The sequence below is a fragment of the Streptomyces sp. NPDC027185 genome, from assembly GCF_055567035.1.
The window spans coordinates 252,239-267,638 of the sequence record NZ_JBVHRF010000008.1; the positions used below are offsets into that span (position 1 = coordinate 252,239).

Annotated in this window: 15 protein-coding genes; 10 read left to right on the plus strand and 5 right to left on the minus strand. The window is 75.2% G+C overall.

The genetic code is table 11. The features are described from left to right. Nucleotides 1-69: 69 nt before the first annotated feature. Nucleotides 70-1,422 carry a phenylacetate--CoA ligase PaaK gene (gene paaK, locus ACZ4M8_RS25425; RefSeq protein ID WP_467611040.1) on the minus strand — a complete coding sequence of 451 codons (1,353 nt, stop codon included), beginning with the start codon at nucleotides 1,420-1,422 and terminating at the stop codon, nucleotides 70-72. Next, complete coding sequence (gene paaI / locus ACZ4M8_RS25430; protein ID WP_467611312.1) at nucleotides 1,419-1,808, minus strand: hydroxyphenylacetyl-CoA thioesterase PaaI; 390 nt, start codon at nucleotides 1,806-1,808, stop codon at nucleotides 1,419-1,421. The genes paaK and paaI overlap by 4 nt, the downstream gene beginning before the upstream one ends. Nucleotides 1,809-2,096: 288 nt before the next feature. On the opposite strand from paaI, the gene ACZ4M8_RS25435 reads away from it, so the two are divergent. The 10 genes from ACZ4M8_RS25435 (at nucleotide 2,097) to ACZ4M8_RS25480 (ending at nucleotide 11,141) form a co-directional block, all read left to right on the plus strand. Beyond that, nucleotides 2,097-3,320 (plus strand): thiolase family protein, encoded by a 1,224-nt coding sequence (locus ACZ4M8_RS25435; RefSeq protein ID WP_467611042.1) that lies wholly within the window; start codon nucleotides 2,097-2,099, stop codon nucleotides 3,318-3,320. A gap of 109 nt (nucleotides 3,321-3,429) precedes the next feature. Further along, the gene (locus tag ACZ4M8_RS25440; protein WP_467611044.1) at nucleotides 3,430-4,302 is read left to right on the plus strand and encodes a 3-hydroxyacyl-CoA dehydrogenase family protein; all 873 of its coding nucleotides are present in this window, start codon (nucleotides 3,430-3,432) and stop codon (nucleotides 4,300-4,302) included. Nucleotides 4,303-4,589: 287 nt separating this feature from the next. Next, entirely contained in the window at nucleotides 4,590-5,594 is a 1,005-nt protein-coding gene (gene paaA / locus ACZ4M8_RS25445; RefSeq protein WP_467611046.1) for a 1,2-phenylacetyl-CoA epoxidase subunit PaaA, read from the plus strand. After that, nucleotides 5,591-5,893 carry a 1,2-phenylacetyl-CoA epoxidase subunit PaaB gene (gene paaB / locus ACZ4M8_RS25450; protein ID WP_467611048.1) on the plus strand — a complete coding sequence of 101 codons (303 nt, stop codon included), beginning with the start codon at nucleotides 5,591-5,593 and terminating at the stop codon, nucleotides 5,891-5,893. The genes paaA and paaB overlap by 4 nt, the downstream gene beginning before the upstream one ends. Nucleotides 5,894-5,912: 19 nt before the next feature. After that, the gene (gene paaC, locus ACZ4M8_RS25455; protein WP_467611050.1) at nucleotides 5,913-6,779 is read left to right on the plus strand and encodes a 1,2-phenylacetyl-CoA epoxidase subunit PaaC; all 867 of its coding nucleotides are present in this window, start codon (nucleotides 5,913-5,915) and stop codon (nucleotides 6,777-6,779) included. A 2-nt stretch (nucleotides 6,780-6,781) separates the two neighbouring features. After that, on the plus strand, nucleotides 6,782-7,303 hold the full coding sequence (gene paaD, locus ACZ4M8_RS25460; RefSeq protein ID WP_467611052.1) for a 1,2-phenylacetyl-CoA epoxidase subunit PaaD: 522 nt from the start codon (nucleotides 6,782-6,784) through the stop codon (nucleotides 7,301-7,303). After that, nucleotides 7,303-8,445, plus strand: coding sequence for a 1,2-phenylacetyl-CoA epoxidase subunit PaaE (gene paaE, locus ACZ4M8_RS25465; RefSeq protein WP_467611054.1), 1,143 nt, complete (start codon nucleotides 7,303-7,305; stop codon nucleotides 8,443-8,445). Before paaD ends, paaE begins: the two co-directional genes overlap by 1 nt. 452 nt (nucleotides 8,446-8,897) lie before the next feature. Next, the gene (locus tag ACZ4M8_RS25470) at nucleotides 8,898-9,887 is read left to right on the plus strand and encodes a universal stress protein (protein WP_467611056.1); all 990 of its coding nucleotides are present in this window, start codon (nucleotides 8,898-8,900) and stop codon (nucleotides 9,885-9,887) included. Nucleotides 9,888-9,928: 41 nt separating this feature from the next. Further along, nucleotides 9,929-10,228, plus strand: coding sequence for a DUF1876 domain-containing protein (locus ACZ4M8_RS25475; protein ID WP_467611058.1), 300 nt, complete (start codon nucleotides 9,929-9,931; stop codon nucleotides 10,226-10,228). 322 nt (nucleotides 10,229-10,550) lie between these two features. Beyond that, nucleotides 10,551-11,141, plus strand: coding sequence for an Rv1733c family protein (locus tag ACZ4M8_RS25480; protein WP_467611314.1), 591 nt, complete (start codon nucleotides 10,551-10,553; stop codon nucleotides 11,139-11,141). A 128-nt stretch (nucleotides 11,142-11,269) separates the two neighbouring features. On the opposite strand, the gene ACZ4M8_RS25485 is transcribed toward ACZ4M8_RS25480, so the two are convergent. From ACZ4M8_RS25485 to ACZ4M8_RS25495, 3 genes are all read right to left on the minus strand, one after another. Further along, the gene (locus ACZ4M8_RS25485) at nucleotides 11,270-11,995 is read right to left on the minus strand and encodes a class F sortase (protein ID WP_467611060.1); all 726 of its coding nucleotides are present in this window, start codon (nucleotides 11,993-11,995) and stop codon (nucleotides 11,270-11,272) included. 188 nt (nucleotides 11,996-12,183) lie between these two features. Beyond that, nucleotides 12,184-13,302, minus strand: coding sequence for a hypothetical protein (locus ACZ4M8_RS25490; RefSeq protein WP_467611062.1), 1,119 nt, complete (start codon nucleotides 13,300-13,302; stop codon nucleotides 12,184-12,186). A gap of 441 nt (nucleotides 13,303-13,743) precedes the next feature. Further along, nucleotides 13,744-15,378, minus strand: a complete 1,635-nt coding sequence (locus ACZ4M8_RS25495; RefSeq protein ID WP_467611064.1) for an FAD-dependent oxidoreductase — start codon at nucleotides 15,376-15,378, stop codon at nucleotides 13,744-13,746. Between the last annotated feature and the right edge of the window lie 22 nt (nucleotides 15,379-15,400).

Below are 15,400 nucleotides of genomic sequence, written 5' to 3' on the forward strand. Positions count from 1 at the left end.
CGGGCCGTCCCGTACATCGGCTCCGGAGCCGTCCGGCGGCGGGTCGTCACGGCGCCGGGCGGGCGGGGTTCAGCGGTCGTGCTCGCGGAGGTCCGCGACGCGGCGGATCTTGCCGACCGAGCGTTCCAGGGTCTCCGGGTCGACGACCGTCACCTCGACCGTGACGCCGACGCCGTCCTTGACGCCCTTGGCGATCCGGGCGGCGGCGGCCGTGCGCGCCTCGGGGGCGGCGTCCGGCCGGGCCTCGACGAGGACGGTCAGGTGGTCCATGCGGCCGCGGCGGGTCAGCCGGAGCTGGAAGTGCGGGGCGACGCCGGGGGCGGCCAGGACGATCTCCTCGATCTGGCTGGGGAAGACGTTGACCCCGCGCAGGATGATCATGTCGTCGCAGCGCCCGGTGATCTTCTCGATCCGGCGGAAGGCGGGGCGGGCGGTGCCGGGGAGCAGACGGGTCAGGTCGTGGGTGCGGTAGCGGATCACGGGCAGCGCCTCCTTGGTGAGGGAGGTGAAGGCCAGTTCGCCGTGGCCGCCGTCGGGCACGGATTCGCCGGTGAGCGGGTCGACGATCTCGGGGTAGAAGTGGTCCTCCCAGACGTGCAGACCGTCCTTGACCTCGACACATTCCTGGGCGATGCCGGGGCCGCAGACCTCGGAGAGGCCGTAGATGTCGACGGCGTGCAGATCCAGCCGCTCCTCGATCTCGCGGCGCATGCCCTCCGTCCAGGGCTCGGCTCCGAAGACGCCGACCCGCAGGGAGGTGGTGCGCGGATCGATGCCCTGCCGCTCGAACTCGTCGAGGAGGGTGAGCATGTAGGACGGGGTGACCATGATGATCTCGGGGCGGAAGTCCTGGATGATCTGTACCTGACGGGCGGTCATGCCGCCGGACGCGGGGATGACCGTACAGCCGGCCCGCTCGGCGCCGTAGTGGGCGCCGAGGCCGCCGGTGAACAGGCCGTATCCGTAGGAGATGTGCACCTTGTCGCCGGGGCGGGCGCCGGCGGCACGCAGCGAGCGGGCGACGACGTCGGCCCACATCGAGAGGTCGTTCTCGGTGTAGCCGACGACGGTGGGGCGGCCGGTGGTGCCGCTGGAGGCGTGGACACGGCGCACCTCGGACATCGGGACGGCGAACATCCCGAAGGGGTAGGTGTCGCGCAGGTCCGCCTTGGTGGTGAAGGGGAAGCGCGCCAGGTCCTCCAGGGTGCGGCAGTCCTCGGGGCGGACCCCGGCGCGGTCGAACTTGGTGCGGTACAGCTCGACGTGGTCGTACGCGTGGCGCAGTGTGGCGCGCAGCCGGCGGAGCTGGACGGCGCGCAGTTCTTCGCGGGTCAGCCGCTCGCCGTCGTCCAGCAGGGCGGGGGGCAGGGGCGCGCCGAGGCGGGTGCGGCCGGCGGCCCGGAGGGTCGGTTCGCTGCTCATCTCGGCTCCTTCGCCGTCGTTCCGCGGACGCTGCGGCTCCGGCCGCGGAACTCCGCGATGACCGTGTCGGCCCGGCGGACCGTCACGTCGTAGATGCCGCTGCGGCCGAAGCGGGTGCGCTCCGCGGCGGCGGCGTGGAGGATGTCGCCCTCGTGCGCGGGGGCGATGAAGTCGATGTCCGCGGCGGCCGCGACGGTCACCGGGCCGTGGCTGTTGCAGGCGCAGGCGAACGCGGTGTCGGCGAGCAGGAAGAGGCAGCCGCCGTGGGCGGTGCCGTGGCCGTTGACCATCGCGGCGGTCACCGTCATCCGCAGCAGGGCGTGTCCTTCGCCGTGGGTGACCAGCTCGATCCCCATGGCACGGGAGGCCCGGTCCGCGGCGAGCATGCGCTCGACCGGTCCGGGGGCGGCGCCAGCGGTGTACCTCACCTTTTCCCCAGCTCCTTTCGGCACCTTGTGCGCCGACCGAACATTCGGTTAGCGTCGGCTCCGTCACGTAAGCAAGCATCAGCACTGCCTGTCAAGAGGTGGACCGCATGCCCCAGTACGCCCCGGGAAGCCCCGGCTCCCCCGCCCGCCGCCGGCCGCCGCGGGGGCGCGCCGCGACCGCCGCGCACCGCGCGCCGGGAGCGGTGCGCCTCCCGGGCGGCGCCCCTCTCCCGGAGGGGGCCGGCCGTGGCTGACGAGGTCTACCTCATCGACGGTGCCCGTACCCCGCAGGGCCGCTACGGCGGGGCGCTGGCCTCCGTACGGCCGGACGATCTCGCGGCCCTGGTGGTCGGGGAGGCGATGCGGCGCGCGGGGATTCCGGGCGAGGCGGTGGACGAGGTGATACTCGGCGCCGCCAATCAGGCAGGCGAGGACAACCGCAACGTGGCGCGGATGGCCGCCTTGCTGGCGGGTCTGCCGCACACGGTGCCCGGCCACACCGTCAACCGGCTGTGCGCCTCGGGGCTGACGGCCGTCGCCTCCGCGGCCCAGGCGGTGCGGGCGGGCGAGGCCGAGCTGGTCGTGGCGGGCGGGGTGGAGTCGATGACCCGCGCCCCGTGGGTGATGGAGAAGCCGGGCACGCCGTGGGCGAAGCCCGGCGAGCTCCGGGACACCTCCCTGGGCTGGCGGTTCACCAACCCGCGCTTCGCGGCGGCGGACCGCGCGGTGGCGGCGGACGCGGGGCCCGAGGCGGTGCGGGTGACGCTGTCGATGGGCGAGACGGCCGAGGAGGTCGCGGCGCTCGACGGGATCGACCGCGCCGCATGTGACGCGTTCGCGCTGCGCAGCCACCGGCGGGCGGTCGCCGCCCGGGAGGCGGGCCGGTTCGACCGCGAGATCGTGCCGGTGGAGACGGCGGACACCACGGTGACCCGCGACGAGGGGCCGCGTCCGTCGACGACGGCCCAGAAGCTCGCGGCGCTCCGTCCGCTCTTCCGGCCCGGAGGTGTGGTGACGGCGGGTTCCGCCTCACCGCTCTCGGACGGCGCGGCGGCGCTGGTGGTGGCGGGCCCGGCCGCCGTCGAGCGGTACGGACTGACGCCACGCGCCCGGATCGTCGCCTCGGCGGCGGCCGGGGTGGCGCCGCAGCTGATGGGTCTTGGGCCGGTGCCCGCCACCGGGAAGGCGCTGGTGCGGGCCGGCTGGCGGGCGGCGCAGCTGGACGCGGTCGAGCTGAACGAGGCGTTCGCCGCGCAGGCGCTCGCGGTGATCCGGCGGCTGGAGCTGGACGAGGCGCGGGTCAACGCGGACGGCGGGGCGCTGGCCCTGGGGCATCCGCTGGGGTGCTCGGGCGCCCGGATCCTGCTGACGCTGCTGGGGCGGCTGGAGCGGGAGGACGCCCGGCGCGGGCTCGCCACGCTCTGCGTGGGCGTCGGCCAGGGTGTGGCGATGCTCGTGGAGCGGGTGTGAGGGGCGCGGGGGCCGGGGCCCGCCGCGCGGGGCGCCCGGTGTGCGCCCCGGCGACGACAGGACGCGGGCCCTCCCGGGCACCGCGGGATGCGCGGCGAAAGGAACGGACATGACCAGCGGATCTGCCGGGCCGTCGGTGCCGGAGGTGGTCGGGGTGATCGGCGGTGGCCGGATGGGCGCGGGCATCGCCCAGTCCTTCGCCGCCGCCGGGGCGTCGGTGACGGTCGTGGAGAGCGACGAGCGGGCGGCGGCCGCCGCGGTGGAGCGGGTGGCCACGGGGCTGCGGCGCGCCGCCGAGCGCGGCAAGCTCGCGGAGCCGGCCGAGCGGGTGCTCGGCCGGGTGACCACCGTGGCGTCGGCCGGGGCGCTGCCGCCGGGGGCCGCGCTGGTCGTCGAGGCGGTGCCGGAGGACGCGCGGCTCAAGGCCGAGGTGCTGGCCGCGGCGGAGCGGGCGGTCGGCGAGGGGACGGTGCTGGCCACCAACACCTCCTCCCTGCCGGTCACCGAGCTGGCGGCGGCGCTCGACCGTCCCGGCCGCTTCCTGGGCATGCACTTCTTCAACCCCGTCCCCGCCTCGGCGCTGGTGGAGATCGTCGTCGGAGCGGCCACCGAGGAGGCGACGGTCGAGCGGGCGCTCGGCTGGACGCGGGCGCTGGGCAAGAAGGACGTGGTGGTCAAGGACTCCCCCGGGTTCGCGAGCAGCCGTCTGGGGGTGGCGCTGGGCCTGGAGGCGATCCGGATGGTCGAGGAGGGCGTCGCCGCGCCGGAGGCGATCGACGACGCGATGACGCTGGGCTACCGCCACCCGATGGGGCCGCTGCGCCTGACGGACCTGGTGGGGCTGGATGTCCGGCTGGCCATCGCCGAGCATCTGCACGCCACGCTCGGCGCGCGCTTCGCCCCACCGGAACTGCTGCGCGCCAAGGTGGCCCGCGGGGAGCTGGGGCGGAAGTCGGGGCAGGGGTTCTACAGCTGGGAATGAGGGCCGGCCGGCCGCTCGGGCGCCGGGACCGGGAGGCCGGCGGATGCCGGGGCGGGCGGCCCTCACGGCGGCGGCCCCGGGTGCGCCGCGGGCTCCGGGGCCGAGCGGCGGCGCCCGGCGGCGTACGGCCGCAGGGCGCGGACGCGCCCGAGCGGTCCGCCGCGCTCCCGGGCCCTCCTGGACACCCGGGCGCCCGAGGCGTCCCGCCCTCGAAAGGGGCTTGCCCGTGCCGCGGAAACTCGTCAGAATATGAACCGAACGAATGGTCGGTAGGGAAGTTGGTATCGATGACCACGACAGACTCCGCCCCGTCGGCCACCGGCGGCACCGAGCGGGAGCTCCAGGAGCGGTTCGACACCTCGATCGACAAGGACCGGCGCATCGAGCCACGCGACTGGATGCCCGACGGCTACCGCAAAACCCTGATCCGGCAGATCGCGCAGCACGCGCACTCCGAGATCATCGGCATGCAGCCCGAGGGCGCGTGGATCACCCGGGCGCCCTCGCTGCGCCGTAAGGCGATCCTCTTCGCCAAGGTCCAGGACGAGGCGGGGCACGGCCTGTATCTCTACTCCGCCGCCGAGACGCTGGGCGCCGAGCGCACCGAGCTGACCGAGCGGCTGATCGCGGGCCGCCAGAAGTACTCCTCGATCTTCAACTACCCCACCCCGACCTTCGCCGACGTCGGCGTCATCGGCTGGTTCGTGGACGGCGCCGCGATCTGCAACCAGGTGCCGCTGTGCCGGAGTTCGTACGGTCCCTACGCCCGCGCGATGGTGCGGATCTGCAAGGAGGAGTCGTTCCACCAGCGGCAGGGCTACGAGCTGCTGATGACGATGATGCGCGGCACCGAGGCGCAGCGGGAGATGGTCCAGGACGCGGTGAACCGCTGGTGGTGGCCGTCGCTGATGATGTTCGGCCCGCCCGACGGCGACTCCCCCAACTCCGCGGCGTCGATGGCCTGGAAGATCAAGCGGCACACCAACGACGAGCTGCGCAGCCGGTTCGTCGACATGACGGTCCCGCAGGCGGAGCGGCTCGGCGTCACCCTGCCCGATCCCGAGCTGCGCTGGAACGCCGAGCGCGGGCGCCACGACTTCGGCACCCCCGACTGGTCCGAGCTGCAGCGCGTCATCCAGGGCGACGGGCCCTGCAACGCCGAGCGGATGGCCCGCCGCCGCACGGCGCACGAGGACGGCGCCTGGGTGCGCGAGGCGGCCACCGCCCACGCGGCGAAGCAGGCGGCCCGCGGCCCGCACGGACCCCACACCGAGGAAGGAACGGCGGCATGAGCGACACCGACGACCCGAAGGCCGGCTGGCCGCTGTACGAGGTGTTCATCCGCGGCAAGCGCGGGCTCAACCACGTGCACGTCGGCTCGCTGCACGCCGCCGACGACCGGATGGCCCTCACCCACGCCCGCGATCTGTACACCCGCCGCAACGAGGGCGTCAGCATCTGGGTGGTCCGCTCGTCCCACATCGCGGCCTCCACGCGCGACGAGAAGGACCCGTTCTTCGCGCCCAGCGCCGACAAGATCTACCGCCATCCCACCTTCTACGACATACCCGACGACGTCCCGCACATCTGAGGCCGGGAAGGAGCAGGACATGGCCGGCACCGACGACGATCACATCTACCTGTCCCTGGCCGAGGAGCACGGCGACGGCGACACCCGCTGGGCGTTCGGCACCGGCTTCGAGGACCCGCTGCACGGCGTGGAGACGGCCGTGCCCGCCGGGGTGGACGCGGCGCGGCTGGCCGCCGACTGCGCGGCGCTCGCCGACGACGCGCTGATCGGCGCGCAGCGGCTGGCCCAGTGGTGCACCCGCGCCCCGGAGCTGGAGGAGGAGGTGGCGCTCGCCAACATCGGCCTCGACCTGCTGGGCCAGGCCCGTCTGCTGTACACCCGCGCGGGCCAGGTGGACGGCAGCGGCCGGGACGAGGACGCCTTCGCCTACTTCCGCGACGCGGACGCCTTCCGCCCGCTCCGGCTGGCCGAACTGCCCAACGGCGACTTCGCGTTCTGTGTGGTGCGGCTGCTCTGGCTGGCGAGCTGGCGGCTGGCGCTCTTCACCCGCCTCGCGCACGGCGCGCCCGACCCGGTGGTGGCCGCCGTCGCCGGAAAGGGCGTCAAGGAGCTGACGTACCACCGTCAGTACGCCGCGGACTGGGCCGTCCGGCTCGGGGACGGCACCGAGGAGTCGCACCGCCGGATGCGGGCGGCGCTCGCCGCTGTCGCCCCGTACACCGGTGAGCTGTTCACCGGCGACCCGGTGTGCGGGGTGGCTCCGGCGGAGCTGCGGGACGAGGTGACCGGAGTGGTGCGGCAGGTCTGCGACGCGGCGGGGCTGGAGCCCGCGCAGGCGCCGCCGCTGCCCGGGGGCGGCCGGGACGGGGAGCACACCGCCCATCTGGCGCCGCTGGTCGAGGAGTTGCAGAGCGTGGCGCGGGCGCACCCGGAAGGAGTGTGGTGACCATGGCCACCGTCACCGGTCTCGGCGGCGCCGAGCTGGCCCGGCGGATCGCGGCGCAGGTGCCCGACCCGGAGCTGCCCATGCTGACCCTCGCCGACCTCGGGGTGCTGCGGGGTGTGGAGGTCGCCGCGGACGGCGCGGTCACGGCCACGCTGACGCCGACGTATTCGGGGTGCCCGGCGATGGCGGAGATGCGGGCCGCCGTCGCGGCACGGCTGCGGGACGCCGGGTTCACGCGGGTCACCATCCGTACGACCCTGGAGCCGGCGTGGACCACCGACTGGATCACCGCCGAGGGCCGCCGCAAGCTCGCCGAGCACGGCATCGCGCCGCCCGGTCCGGCGCCGCGGCGGACCTCGGGGCCGGTGCCGCTGGAGCTGTCCGGGGTGCGGCGCGCGGTGCGCTGCCCGCACTGCGGCGCGGCGGACACCCGGGAGACCTCACGTTTCGGCGCCACCTCATGCAAGTCCCTGTGGCGGTGCGGGAGTTGCCGCGAGCCCTTCGAGTACGTCAAGGAGATCTGATGGCCCCGACCTCGTCCGAGCCGATCGGGACGGCGTCGCCCCGGGCGTCCGCGGCGCAGCGGTCCGGCGCGCCCGCCCGGCGGCGTCCGGCGTTCCACCGGCTGCGCGTCGCGGAGGTGGAGCCGCTGTGCGACGACGCCGCGGCGGTCAGTTTCGAGGTGCCCGGGGAGCTGGCGGCCCGGTTCGCGTTCCGGCCCGGTCAGTCGCTGACGTTGCGGCGGGAGATCGAAGGGCGCGACGAGCGGCGGTCGTACTCGATCTGCGCGCCGGTGGGCGCCCGGCCGCGGATCGGGGTGCGCGTGGTGCCCGGCGGGCTGTTCTCGTCCTGGCTGGTGCACGAGGTGCGTCCCGGGGACACCGTCGAGGTGATGGCGCCGACGGGCGCGTTCACCCCGGATCTGTCGCGTCCCGGCCACCATGTGCTGATCGCGGCGGGTTCCGGGATCACGCCGATGGTGTCGATCGCGGAGTCGGTGCTCGCCGCCGATCCGCGCTCGCAGGTCACTCTCTTCTACGGCAACCGCCGGACGGATTCGGTGATGTTCGCCGATGAGCTGGCCGATCTGAAGGACCTGTATCCGGCCCGGTTCGAGCTGGCCCATGTGCTCTCCCGGGAGCCACGCGAGGCGGAGCTGCTGTCGGGCCGGCTGGACGCGGCGCGGCTGGCGGCGCTGATCGGCGGGCTGGTGGACGTCCCGTCGGCCGATCACTGGTGGCTGTGCGGTCCGCACGGCATGGTCGAGGGCGCCCGGCGGGTGCTGGCGGAGCTGGGGGTGCCGGGCGAGCGGGTGCACCAGGAGCTGTTCTTCGCCGATGACGAGCCGGTCCGTCCGGTGCGGCACGCGGAGGCGGCTGCCGAGGGCCCGGTCAGCCGGGTCACGCTGGTCCTGGACGGGCGGTCCACCACCGCGCCGCTCCCCCGCGGCACCACCCTCCTCGACGGCGCCGCGCGGATCCGCCCGGACACCCCTTTCGCCTGCAAGGGCGGGGTGTGCGGCACCTGCCGGGCGCTGGTCACCGAGGGCACGGCGGACATGCGCCGCAACTACGCGCTGGAGGAGGCCGAGGTGTCCGCCGGGTACGTCCTGACCTGCCAGAGTTTCCCGGTGTCCGAGGAGCTGACGGTCGACTTCGACAGCTGAGGGAGCGCCGCGGGCCCGGGGCGCCGGGCCGGCCTCCCGCCAGTCCGGGCCCCGGCCGCCCGGTGCGTCGCCGGCCGTGCGGCCCCGCCGTCGTCCGGCCCGCCGTCGTCCGCAGCCCGCCAGCCGCCTCCGTACCCTCCCCCGTACCCCTTCCGTACGGCCTCCCCTCCCTCTCCTGCCGCGTCCGGGGCGGGCGCCCGGTGGGCACATGCCGGAAGTGCCGGATCCGGCCACCCTGGAGGGAGAAGGTGTGTCGCTGCGGCGGGGCAGCCGGAGCGGCGTCGTCCGGAAGGGAGTGCCGTGATGGAGTGCCGTACACGAGGCGGTCCGAGGCCCCGGGGGGCGGTGCGGCCGTGGGCCGGTGGCCGTGCCGCCGGGGAGCCGCGCGGCGCCGTGTCCACCGGGGCGTGGCGGGCCGGGCGCACCGCGGCGGACGGCTCCGGAGGGGCGTCGTGACGGGCGCGACCGCCGCGGCGGGCACCGTGACGGTGGGACTGGACGGCAGCCCCGAGTCGATGGCGGCCGTGCTGTGGGCGGCGGAGGAGGCCGGATCGCGGGGTGCGCGGCTGCGGTTGCTGCACGCCTGGGCGATGCTCGCGCCGGAGGACGCGGAGGAGCCGGAGCTGGAGCCGGACGCGCGGGCGCGGGCGGCGGAGCGGCCGGATCAGGGGCGGCGGCAGCCGGGCGGCGCGTCGCTGCGGCGACTGCGCCCGGGGCGGAGGTCGCGGGGCGCGGAGCAGAACCAGTGGGCGCACCGGATCGTCGAGCAGGCGCACGGCGCCGTGCGGGAGCGCCATCCGGAGCTGGCGGTGGACGAGGAGCTGGTCCCCGGCGATCCACTCGCGGCGCTGTCCGACGCGGCGGAGCGTTCGGATCTGCTGGTGCTCGGCTCCCGGAACCTGGGCCCGGTGGCCCGGTACGTGCTGGGTGATGTCGCGTTGCGGCTGGTGACGCGGGTGAATGTGCCGACGGTGCTGGTCCGGGCGCGGCAGGGCGCCGCCGCGGATGTGCGGCACGGCGATGTGGTGGTCGGGGTGAGCCTGCACGAGCCGTGTGTGGCGATGATGGACTTCGCGTTCGCGACCGCCGCCCGGCGCGGGGCCCCGCTGCGCGCGGTCCACGGACGTCATCTGCCCGCGCACGCCTACAACCGCGGCGGCGGGGTGGAGCCGTACGTGGCGGAGCAGACCGCGCAGGACGCCCGTAAGGAGCTGGCCGAGGCGCTGCGGCCCTGGCGGGCGCGGTATCCCGGGGTGCGGGTGGTGGAGCGGGTGGATCTGGAGAGCCCGGCGCAGGCGCTGCTGGAGGAGGCCGGACGGGGCGGTCTGCTGGTCGTGGGGCGCCGTCACCGCCGCCCCCGGATCCCGTCGCGGATCGGCCATCTCGTCCAGGCGGCGCTGCACCACGCGCCGTGTGCGGTGGCGGTCGTCCCGCACGAGTGAGCGCCGTCCGCCCCGCGCGGGCGGCGGAACGGAGGTACGTCATGACGAGAACCACCGAGTGGACGGTGCGGATCCAGCTCTTCGAGGAGGACGGAACGACGAAGGCGCGGGCGGTCCTCGACACCGGGACGGCCGCGCTCGCGGGCCGCGGTACGGCCCACTGCAACCCCGAGGACGTGGACATCCCCGAGATCGGCGACGAGCTGGCCTGCGGCCGCGCCCTGAAGGACCTCGCCGGACGCCTGCTCCGGGTGGCCGACCGGGATCTGATCGACGTCGGCGCGGCACCGGACCGGTCCCGGGCCACCCCGACCGTGACCGGGTGGGACACCCCGGTCTGAACAGGCGGCCGTCGCCGCGGAGCGGTGTACGCCGGTCCCGTCGGCCGCGGCCCGCGCGCCCCCGCGCCCGCGCCGTCGGCGGCGTGCGGGCGGCGCGGGCGCGGTGCTCGTACACGGTTCGGACACCTCGGGCGGCGGGGCGCGGAAGGGGCTTTGGGGTGTTCGGCGACTCCGGTCCGGGGGCGGGCGTGCGACCGTCGGAGGAGGGGGCCGGACGGGACGCGGGGCGGAGGCGTGGACGATGCGGGGCGCGGGGTTCTTCGGACGGATGCGAACGCAGCTCTTCGGGAAGACACGGCGGGGCGCGGGCCTCTTCGGGCGGGTGCGCCCAGGGCCGTTGCGGCGGGGGACGCGGCTCTTCGGACGGGTCCGGCCAGGGCCGTTGCGGCGGGGGACGGATGTGGCGGAGTTCTGGCTGGTGCCGGTCACCGCGGTGCTGATCGCGGTGGGCGCGCCGGCCGTGGGGGTCACGGTGGCGCACGCGGTGCAGGCCCGTGCCCCGGCCGCCCGGGGCACGCACGGTGTACGGGCGGTGCTGACGGAGGATCCCCCGCCCCGGATCGGGGTGGACGCGGCGACGGCGGCCGGGGCGCGGGTCCGGGCGACGGTGCGGTGGACCGCGGCCGACGGTTCGGTCCGCCACGGCCGGACCGCGGTACCGGCCGGGGCGCGGGCGGGAACGCCGACCACCGCCCGGCTGGACGGGTCGGGCCGGCTGCTGCCCGACCCGGCGGGCCCGGCGCGGGCGGCGGCGGAGAGCGTCGCCGTCGGCGTGGTGGCGGCCTCGGCCGGCGCGTTGCTGCTGCTCGGGGCGGCGCGCGGCACCCGGCTGCTGCTGGACCGGCGGCGCGAGGCCCAGTGGGAGCGCGCCTGGGAACGCGTCGGCCCGGAGTGGGGCGGGCCACCGGACTGACCTGGTCGCGGCCGCCACCGGCGACCGCCCCGCGTACGGCGGAGGGAGGGCGGTCTTGAAGCTCCGCCCTCCCTCCGTGCCGTCCGGGTCCGGCCGCGCGGCTCACGGCCGGTGCGGGTCGTCCCGGCTCAGGACGCCTTCCTGGAGGAGGAAAGGTGGGCGAAGACCACGACGTTGTCCGTGTAGTCCTTGGCGGCCTTGTCGTAGGCGCCGCCGCAGGTGATCACCCGGAGCTGGGGGTTGGGGGTCTCGGCGTACACCCGGTCGTCGGGGAACTGGGCCTTGCTGAAGGTCTCGACGTCGTCGACGGTGAAGGTCGCGACGGACTTGTCGGCGCGGGTGATCTCGATGGTGCTGCCCTTCTTCACCTCGTCGAGCTGGAGGAAGACCGCCGGGCCGGTCTTGGTGTCGACGTGTCCGGCGACGATGGCGGAGCCGTTCTCGCCGGGGGTGGCGCCGTCCTTGTACCAGCCGACGAGGTTGCTGTTGTCCGGCGGCGGGGCGTTGAGCTGCCCGGTGGGGGCGAGGGACAGCGGGGTGAACGGCGCGTCGACGCCGATCTTCGGGATGCGGATACGGGTCGGTGCGGAGCGGGGCAGCGCCGTGGAGGTCTTCGGGTGTGTCGTCGGGGGCGCCGACGGCACGGTGACGTCCGGGGCCACCGGCGCCAGCGCCACGGGCGAGGAGGGCGGTTTGGAGTCCGCCGAGGTGTCGAGGGAGTTGAAGACGAGCAGGGCCCCCACGCCCACGGCCGCCGCCGGCCACATCAGGGCCCGTGCGAACGGACGGGGAGCTGCGCCGGACCGGCGCTCTTTCGGGGAGGGCTGATGCCGGGGAGGTGTCGTGGGAGCCATCGGGACGTGCCTTTCTTCCACACGAGGTGAGCTGTTGGTGCCGTCCGCGTACGGGGCGGCGGGCCCCGGTGCCCGGGTCGACCGCCGCGCGTACCGGGTGGCCGTACGGGCGAAACGCAAGCGCCGCGACCACCGCCGGTGAGGACGGTGGCCGCGACAGCTCAGCGTGTTACGCCGGGCGGGAGGCGTCAGGCGGCCGTACCGGAGTTACGGCGGCGCAGGACGTACGCCCCGGCGCCGAGGCCACCGAGGAGCAGGACCGAACCGGCCGCGAGACCACTGCCGGAGAGGGCTGTACCGCCGCCACCGGTGTGCATGCCGCCGTGCGGGCGGTCGCCGTGGTCGCGGTCGCCGTGGTCGCCACGGCCGCCCCGGTCACCGTGGTCCCCGTGGTCGCCACGGCCCCCGCGGTCCCCGTGCTCACCACGGTCGCCCCGGTCACCGCGGTCGCCACGGTCGCCCTTGTCACCCTTGTCGCCCTTGTCGTGGTCGGAGTCGTTGCCCTGACCCCACTCGTTGGCGACGACGGAGGCGAGGGCGCCGCCGCCGGTGTGCATGCCGCCGTGCGGGCGGTCGCCGCGGTCACGGTCGCCGTGGTCCCCACGACCGCCACGGTCACCGTGGTCCCCGTGGTCGCCACGGCCCCCGCGGTCCCCGTGCTCACCACGGTCGCCCCGGTCGCCCCGGTCGCCCCGGTCGCCCCGGTCACCGCGGTCGCCCTTGTCACCCTTGTCGTGGTCGGAGCCCTCGTCGCCCATCACCTTGGCGAGGAAGCCACCACCGGTGTGCATGCCACCGTGCGGACGGTCGCCACGGCCGCGGTCGCCGTGGTCGCCACGGTCACGGTCACCGTGGTCCCCACGACCGCCACGGTCGCCGTGGTCACCGCGGTCGCCACGGTCACCGTGGTCCCCACGGTCGCCGCGGTCGCCACGGTCACCCTTGTCACCCTTGTCGTGGTCGGAGCCCTCGTCGCCCATCACCTTGGCGAGGAAGCCACCACCGGTGTGCACGCCGCCGTGCGGACGGTCGCCACGGTCACGGTCGCCGTGGTCGCCACGGTCACGGTCACCGTGGTCCCCACGACCGCCACGGTCGCCGTGGTCACCGCGGTCGCCACGGTCACCCCGGTCGCCACGGTCACCGTGGTCGCCACGGTCCCCGCGGTCGGAGTCGCGGTGTTCGCTGCTGGAGTGGGAGGACCCGCCGTCGTCACCGGCGACGGTGAGCGCGTACGCGGCGGGGGTCGTGATGGCCAGGACCGCGCCGATGGCGGCCGAGGCGAACAGGCTGCGGGAAGTGCGCATGAAAACGTGTGTCCTTTCACGTACGGCACCGCGAAGGCTGACAGGTCGTCGGCACATCGGATTCGCGGTGGCGACGTGATCACCGTCATCCGAAATGCCGGGGCGCACCACCGGAGAGATCCGCATTCGGGGGACGGCGTGGGCTCATCGGGTGGCCCGGGGCCCGTTCCTCACCCGTTGGACGGCGCCGGGCGCCGCCGCACGTCACCACGTCGGGCCAATGCCCCCTCACCCCCACGCGACGAGCCTCCGCCACGCCTCTTCCGCGCCGTCCCGGCCCGCCGGCGACTCCGCGGAACACCTTACTGACATCACATCAGATTCCTTTGCAGCAAACGCATTTGAGGGCCTTCACCGGCGCGTCTTCACCGCCTCCGTACGCGTCGGCGCCCGCCACGGCCGGGTGGGCCGTGGCGGGCGCCGTCGGGGGCGGAGGCGGCGTCAGGTGCGGTGGAGCAGGCGTCCCAGGGCGTCGCGGAGGGCGGATTCCGGGTCGTCCACGGGGCCGGGGGCCCGCCACGCGACGAAGCCGTCCGGACGGACCAGTACGGCGCCGCCGGGGGTCGTGCCGTGGGCCTCGGCCCAGTCGGCGCCGTCCTCCGGGGCGAAGTCGTCATCGGGTCCGTCCCCGATGGCGTAGCGGTCCAGGGGGAGCGACCACGCGGCGGCGACCGCGGCGGCGGCGCTGCGCCAGGCGGCGCCCGCCGAGCCGGTGAGCAGGACGAAGGAGCGCTCGTAGAGGTCGAGGGTGGAGCGGCGGGTGGTGCCGGAGCGCAGCCACAGGTGCGGGGCGCGGGTGCCCGGGGCGCCGGTGAGGGACATCCGGTCGGGGACGACGGGCAGATCCGGGTCGGCGCCGACCACGGCGCCGCGGGGATAGGCGTAGCCCAGGGCGACGGTCAGCACGCCCTTCTGCCGGGCGCCGGCGGCCGAGGGCGCCGGTTCGTAGCCGGGGTGGCTGTGCTCGGCGGAGCGCGCCGAGGCGCGGGCGCTGGTCTCCTGCGCGACGGGGCGGCGCTCCGCCTCGTAGCTCTCCAGCAGGCCGGGGCCGGCCGAGCCGTCGAGGACGGCGGCGAGTTTCCAGGCGAGGTTGTGGGCGTCCTGGATGCCGGTGTTGGAGCCGAACGCGCCGGTGGGGGACATCTCGTGGGCGGAGTCCCCGGCGAGGAAGACGCGGCCGGAGCCGTAGCGTTCGGCGACGCGTTCGGCGGCGTGCCAGGGGGCCTTTCCGGTGATCTCGACGGCGAGGTCGAGTGCGCCGGTGGCGCGGCGGATGTGGTCGGCGCAGCGGGCGTCGGTGAAGTCCTCCAGGGTCTCGCCGCGCTCGGGGTGCCAGGGGGCGTGGAAGACCCAGTGGGTGTGGTTGTCGACGGGCAGCAGGGCGCCGTCGGCTTCCGGGTCGGTGAGATAGCAGGCGATGAAGTGGCGGTCGCCGACGACCTCGGCGAGCCCCGGGGCGCGGAAGGTGATGCTGACGTTGTGGAAGAGGGCGCCGGGCCCGGTCATGGCGATGCCGAGGCGGTCGCGGGCGGGACTGCGGGGGCCGTCGGCGGCGATGACGTAGTCGGCGCGGACGGTCAGGTGCTCACCGGTCTCGCTGCTCTTGACCAGCGCCGTCACCCCGTCGGGGTCCTGGTCGAAGGAGAGCAGTTCGTGGGAGAAGCGCAGATCACCGCCGAGTTCGCGGGCGGCGCTGACCAGGACCGGCTCCAGGTCGTTCTGGCTGCACAGGCACCAGCCGGCGGGGCTGAAGCGGGCGAGTCCGCCGCCCGGGTCCATCTCCTTGAACAGCCAGTGCTGCTCCTGGCCCGTCAGCGACGGGGCCTGGAGGATGCCGTGGTTGCCGGCGAGGACGGACGCCGCCTCGCGGATGCGGCCCTCGACGCCGGCGGTGCGGTACAGCTCCATGGTGCGGACGTTGTTGCCGCGTCCGCGCGGATGACGCGAGGTGTCCGAGTGCCGTTCCACGAGGAGGTGTTCGACGCCCAGACGTCCCAGGAAGAGCGAGGCCGACAGACCCACCAGGGATCCGCCGACGACGAGTACCGGAACCCTGACGGATGCCGTTGATTTCATTGCGGTGCTCCAGCTCCTACGG

What these genes read in the sequence shown, in the direction of transcription:
- paaC (WP_467611050.1), top strand. Translation starts at nt 5,913, where the DNA reads ATGGCCGGCACCGACGACGATCACATCTACCTGTCCCTGGCCGAGGAG.
- paaA (WP_467611046.1), top strand. Translation starts at nt 4,590, where the DNA reads ATGACCACGACAGACTCCGCCCCGTCGGCCACCGGCGGCACCGAGCGG.
- ACZ4M8_RS25475 (WP_467611058.1), top strand. Translation starts at nt 9,929, where the DNA reads ATGACGAGAACCACCGAGTGGACGGTGCGGATCCAGCTCTTCGAGGAG.
- ACZ4M8_RS25495 (WP_467611064.1), bottom strand. Translation starts at nt 15,378, where the DNA reads ATGAAATCAACGGCATCCGTCAGGGTTCCGGTACTCGTCGTCGGCGGA.
- paaK (WP_467611040.1), bottom strand. Translation starts at nt 1,422, where the DNA reads ATGAGCAGCGAACCGACCCTCCGGGCCGCCGGCCGCACCCGCCTCGGC.
- paaB (WP_467611048.1), top strand. Translation starts at nt 5,591, where the DNA reads ATGAGCGACACCGACGACCCGAAGGCCGGCTGGCCGCTGTACGAGGTG.
- ACZ4M8_RS25485 (WP_467611060.1), bottom strand. Translation starts at nt 11,995, where the DNA reads ATGGCTCCCACGACACCTCCCCGGCATCAGCCCTCCCCGAAAGAGCGC.
- paaI (WP_467611312.1), bottom strand. Translation starts at nt 1,808, where the DNA reads ATGCTCGCCGCGGACCGGGCCTCCCGTGCCATGGGGATCGAGCTGGTC.
- paaD (WP_467611052.1), top strand. Translation starts at nt 6,782, where the DNA reads ATGGCCACCGTCACCGGTCTCGGCGGCGCCGAGCTGGCCCGGCGGATC.
- paaE (WP_467611054.1), top strand. Translation starts at nt 7,303, where the DNA reads ATGGCCCCGACCTCGTCCGAGCCGATCGGGACGGCGTCGCCCCGGGCG.
- ACZ4M8_RS25440 (WP_467611044.1), top strand. Translation starts at nt 3,430, where the DNA reads ATGACCAGCGGATCTGCCGGGCCGTCGGTGCCGGAGGTGGTCGGGGTG.
- ACZ4M8_RS25490 (WP_467611062.1), bottom strand. Translation starts at nt 13,302, where the DNA reads ATGCGCACTTCCCGCAGCCTGTTCGCCTCGGCCGCCATCGGCGCGGTC.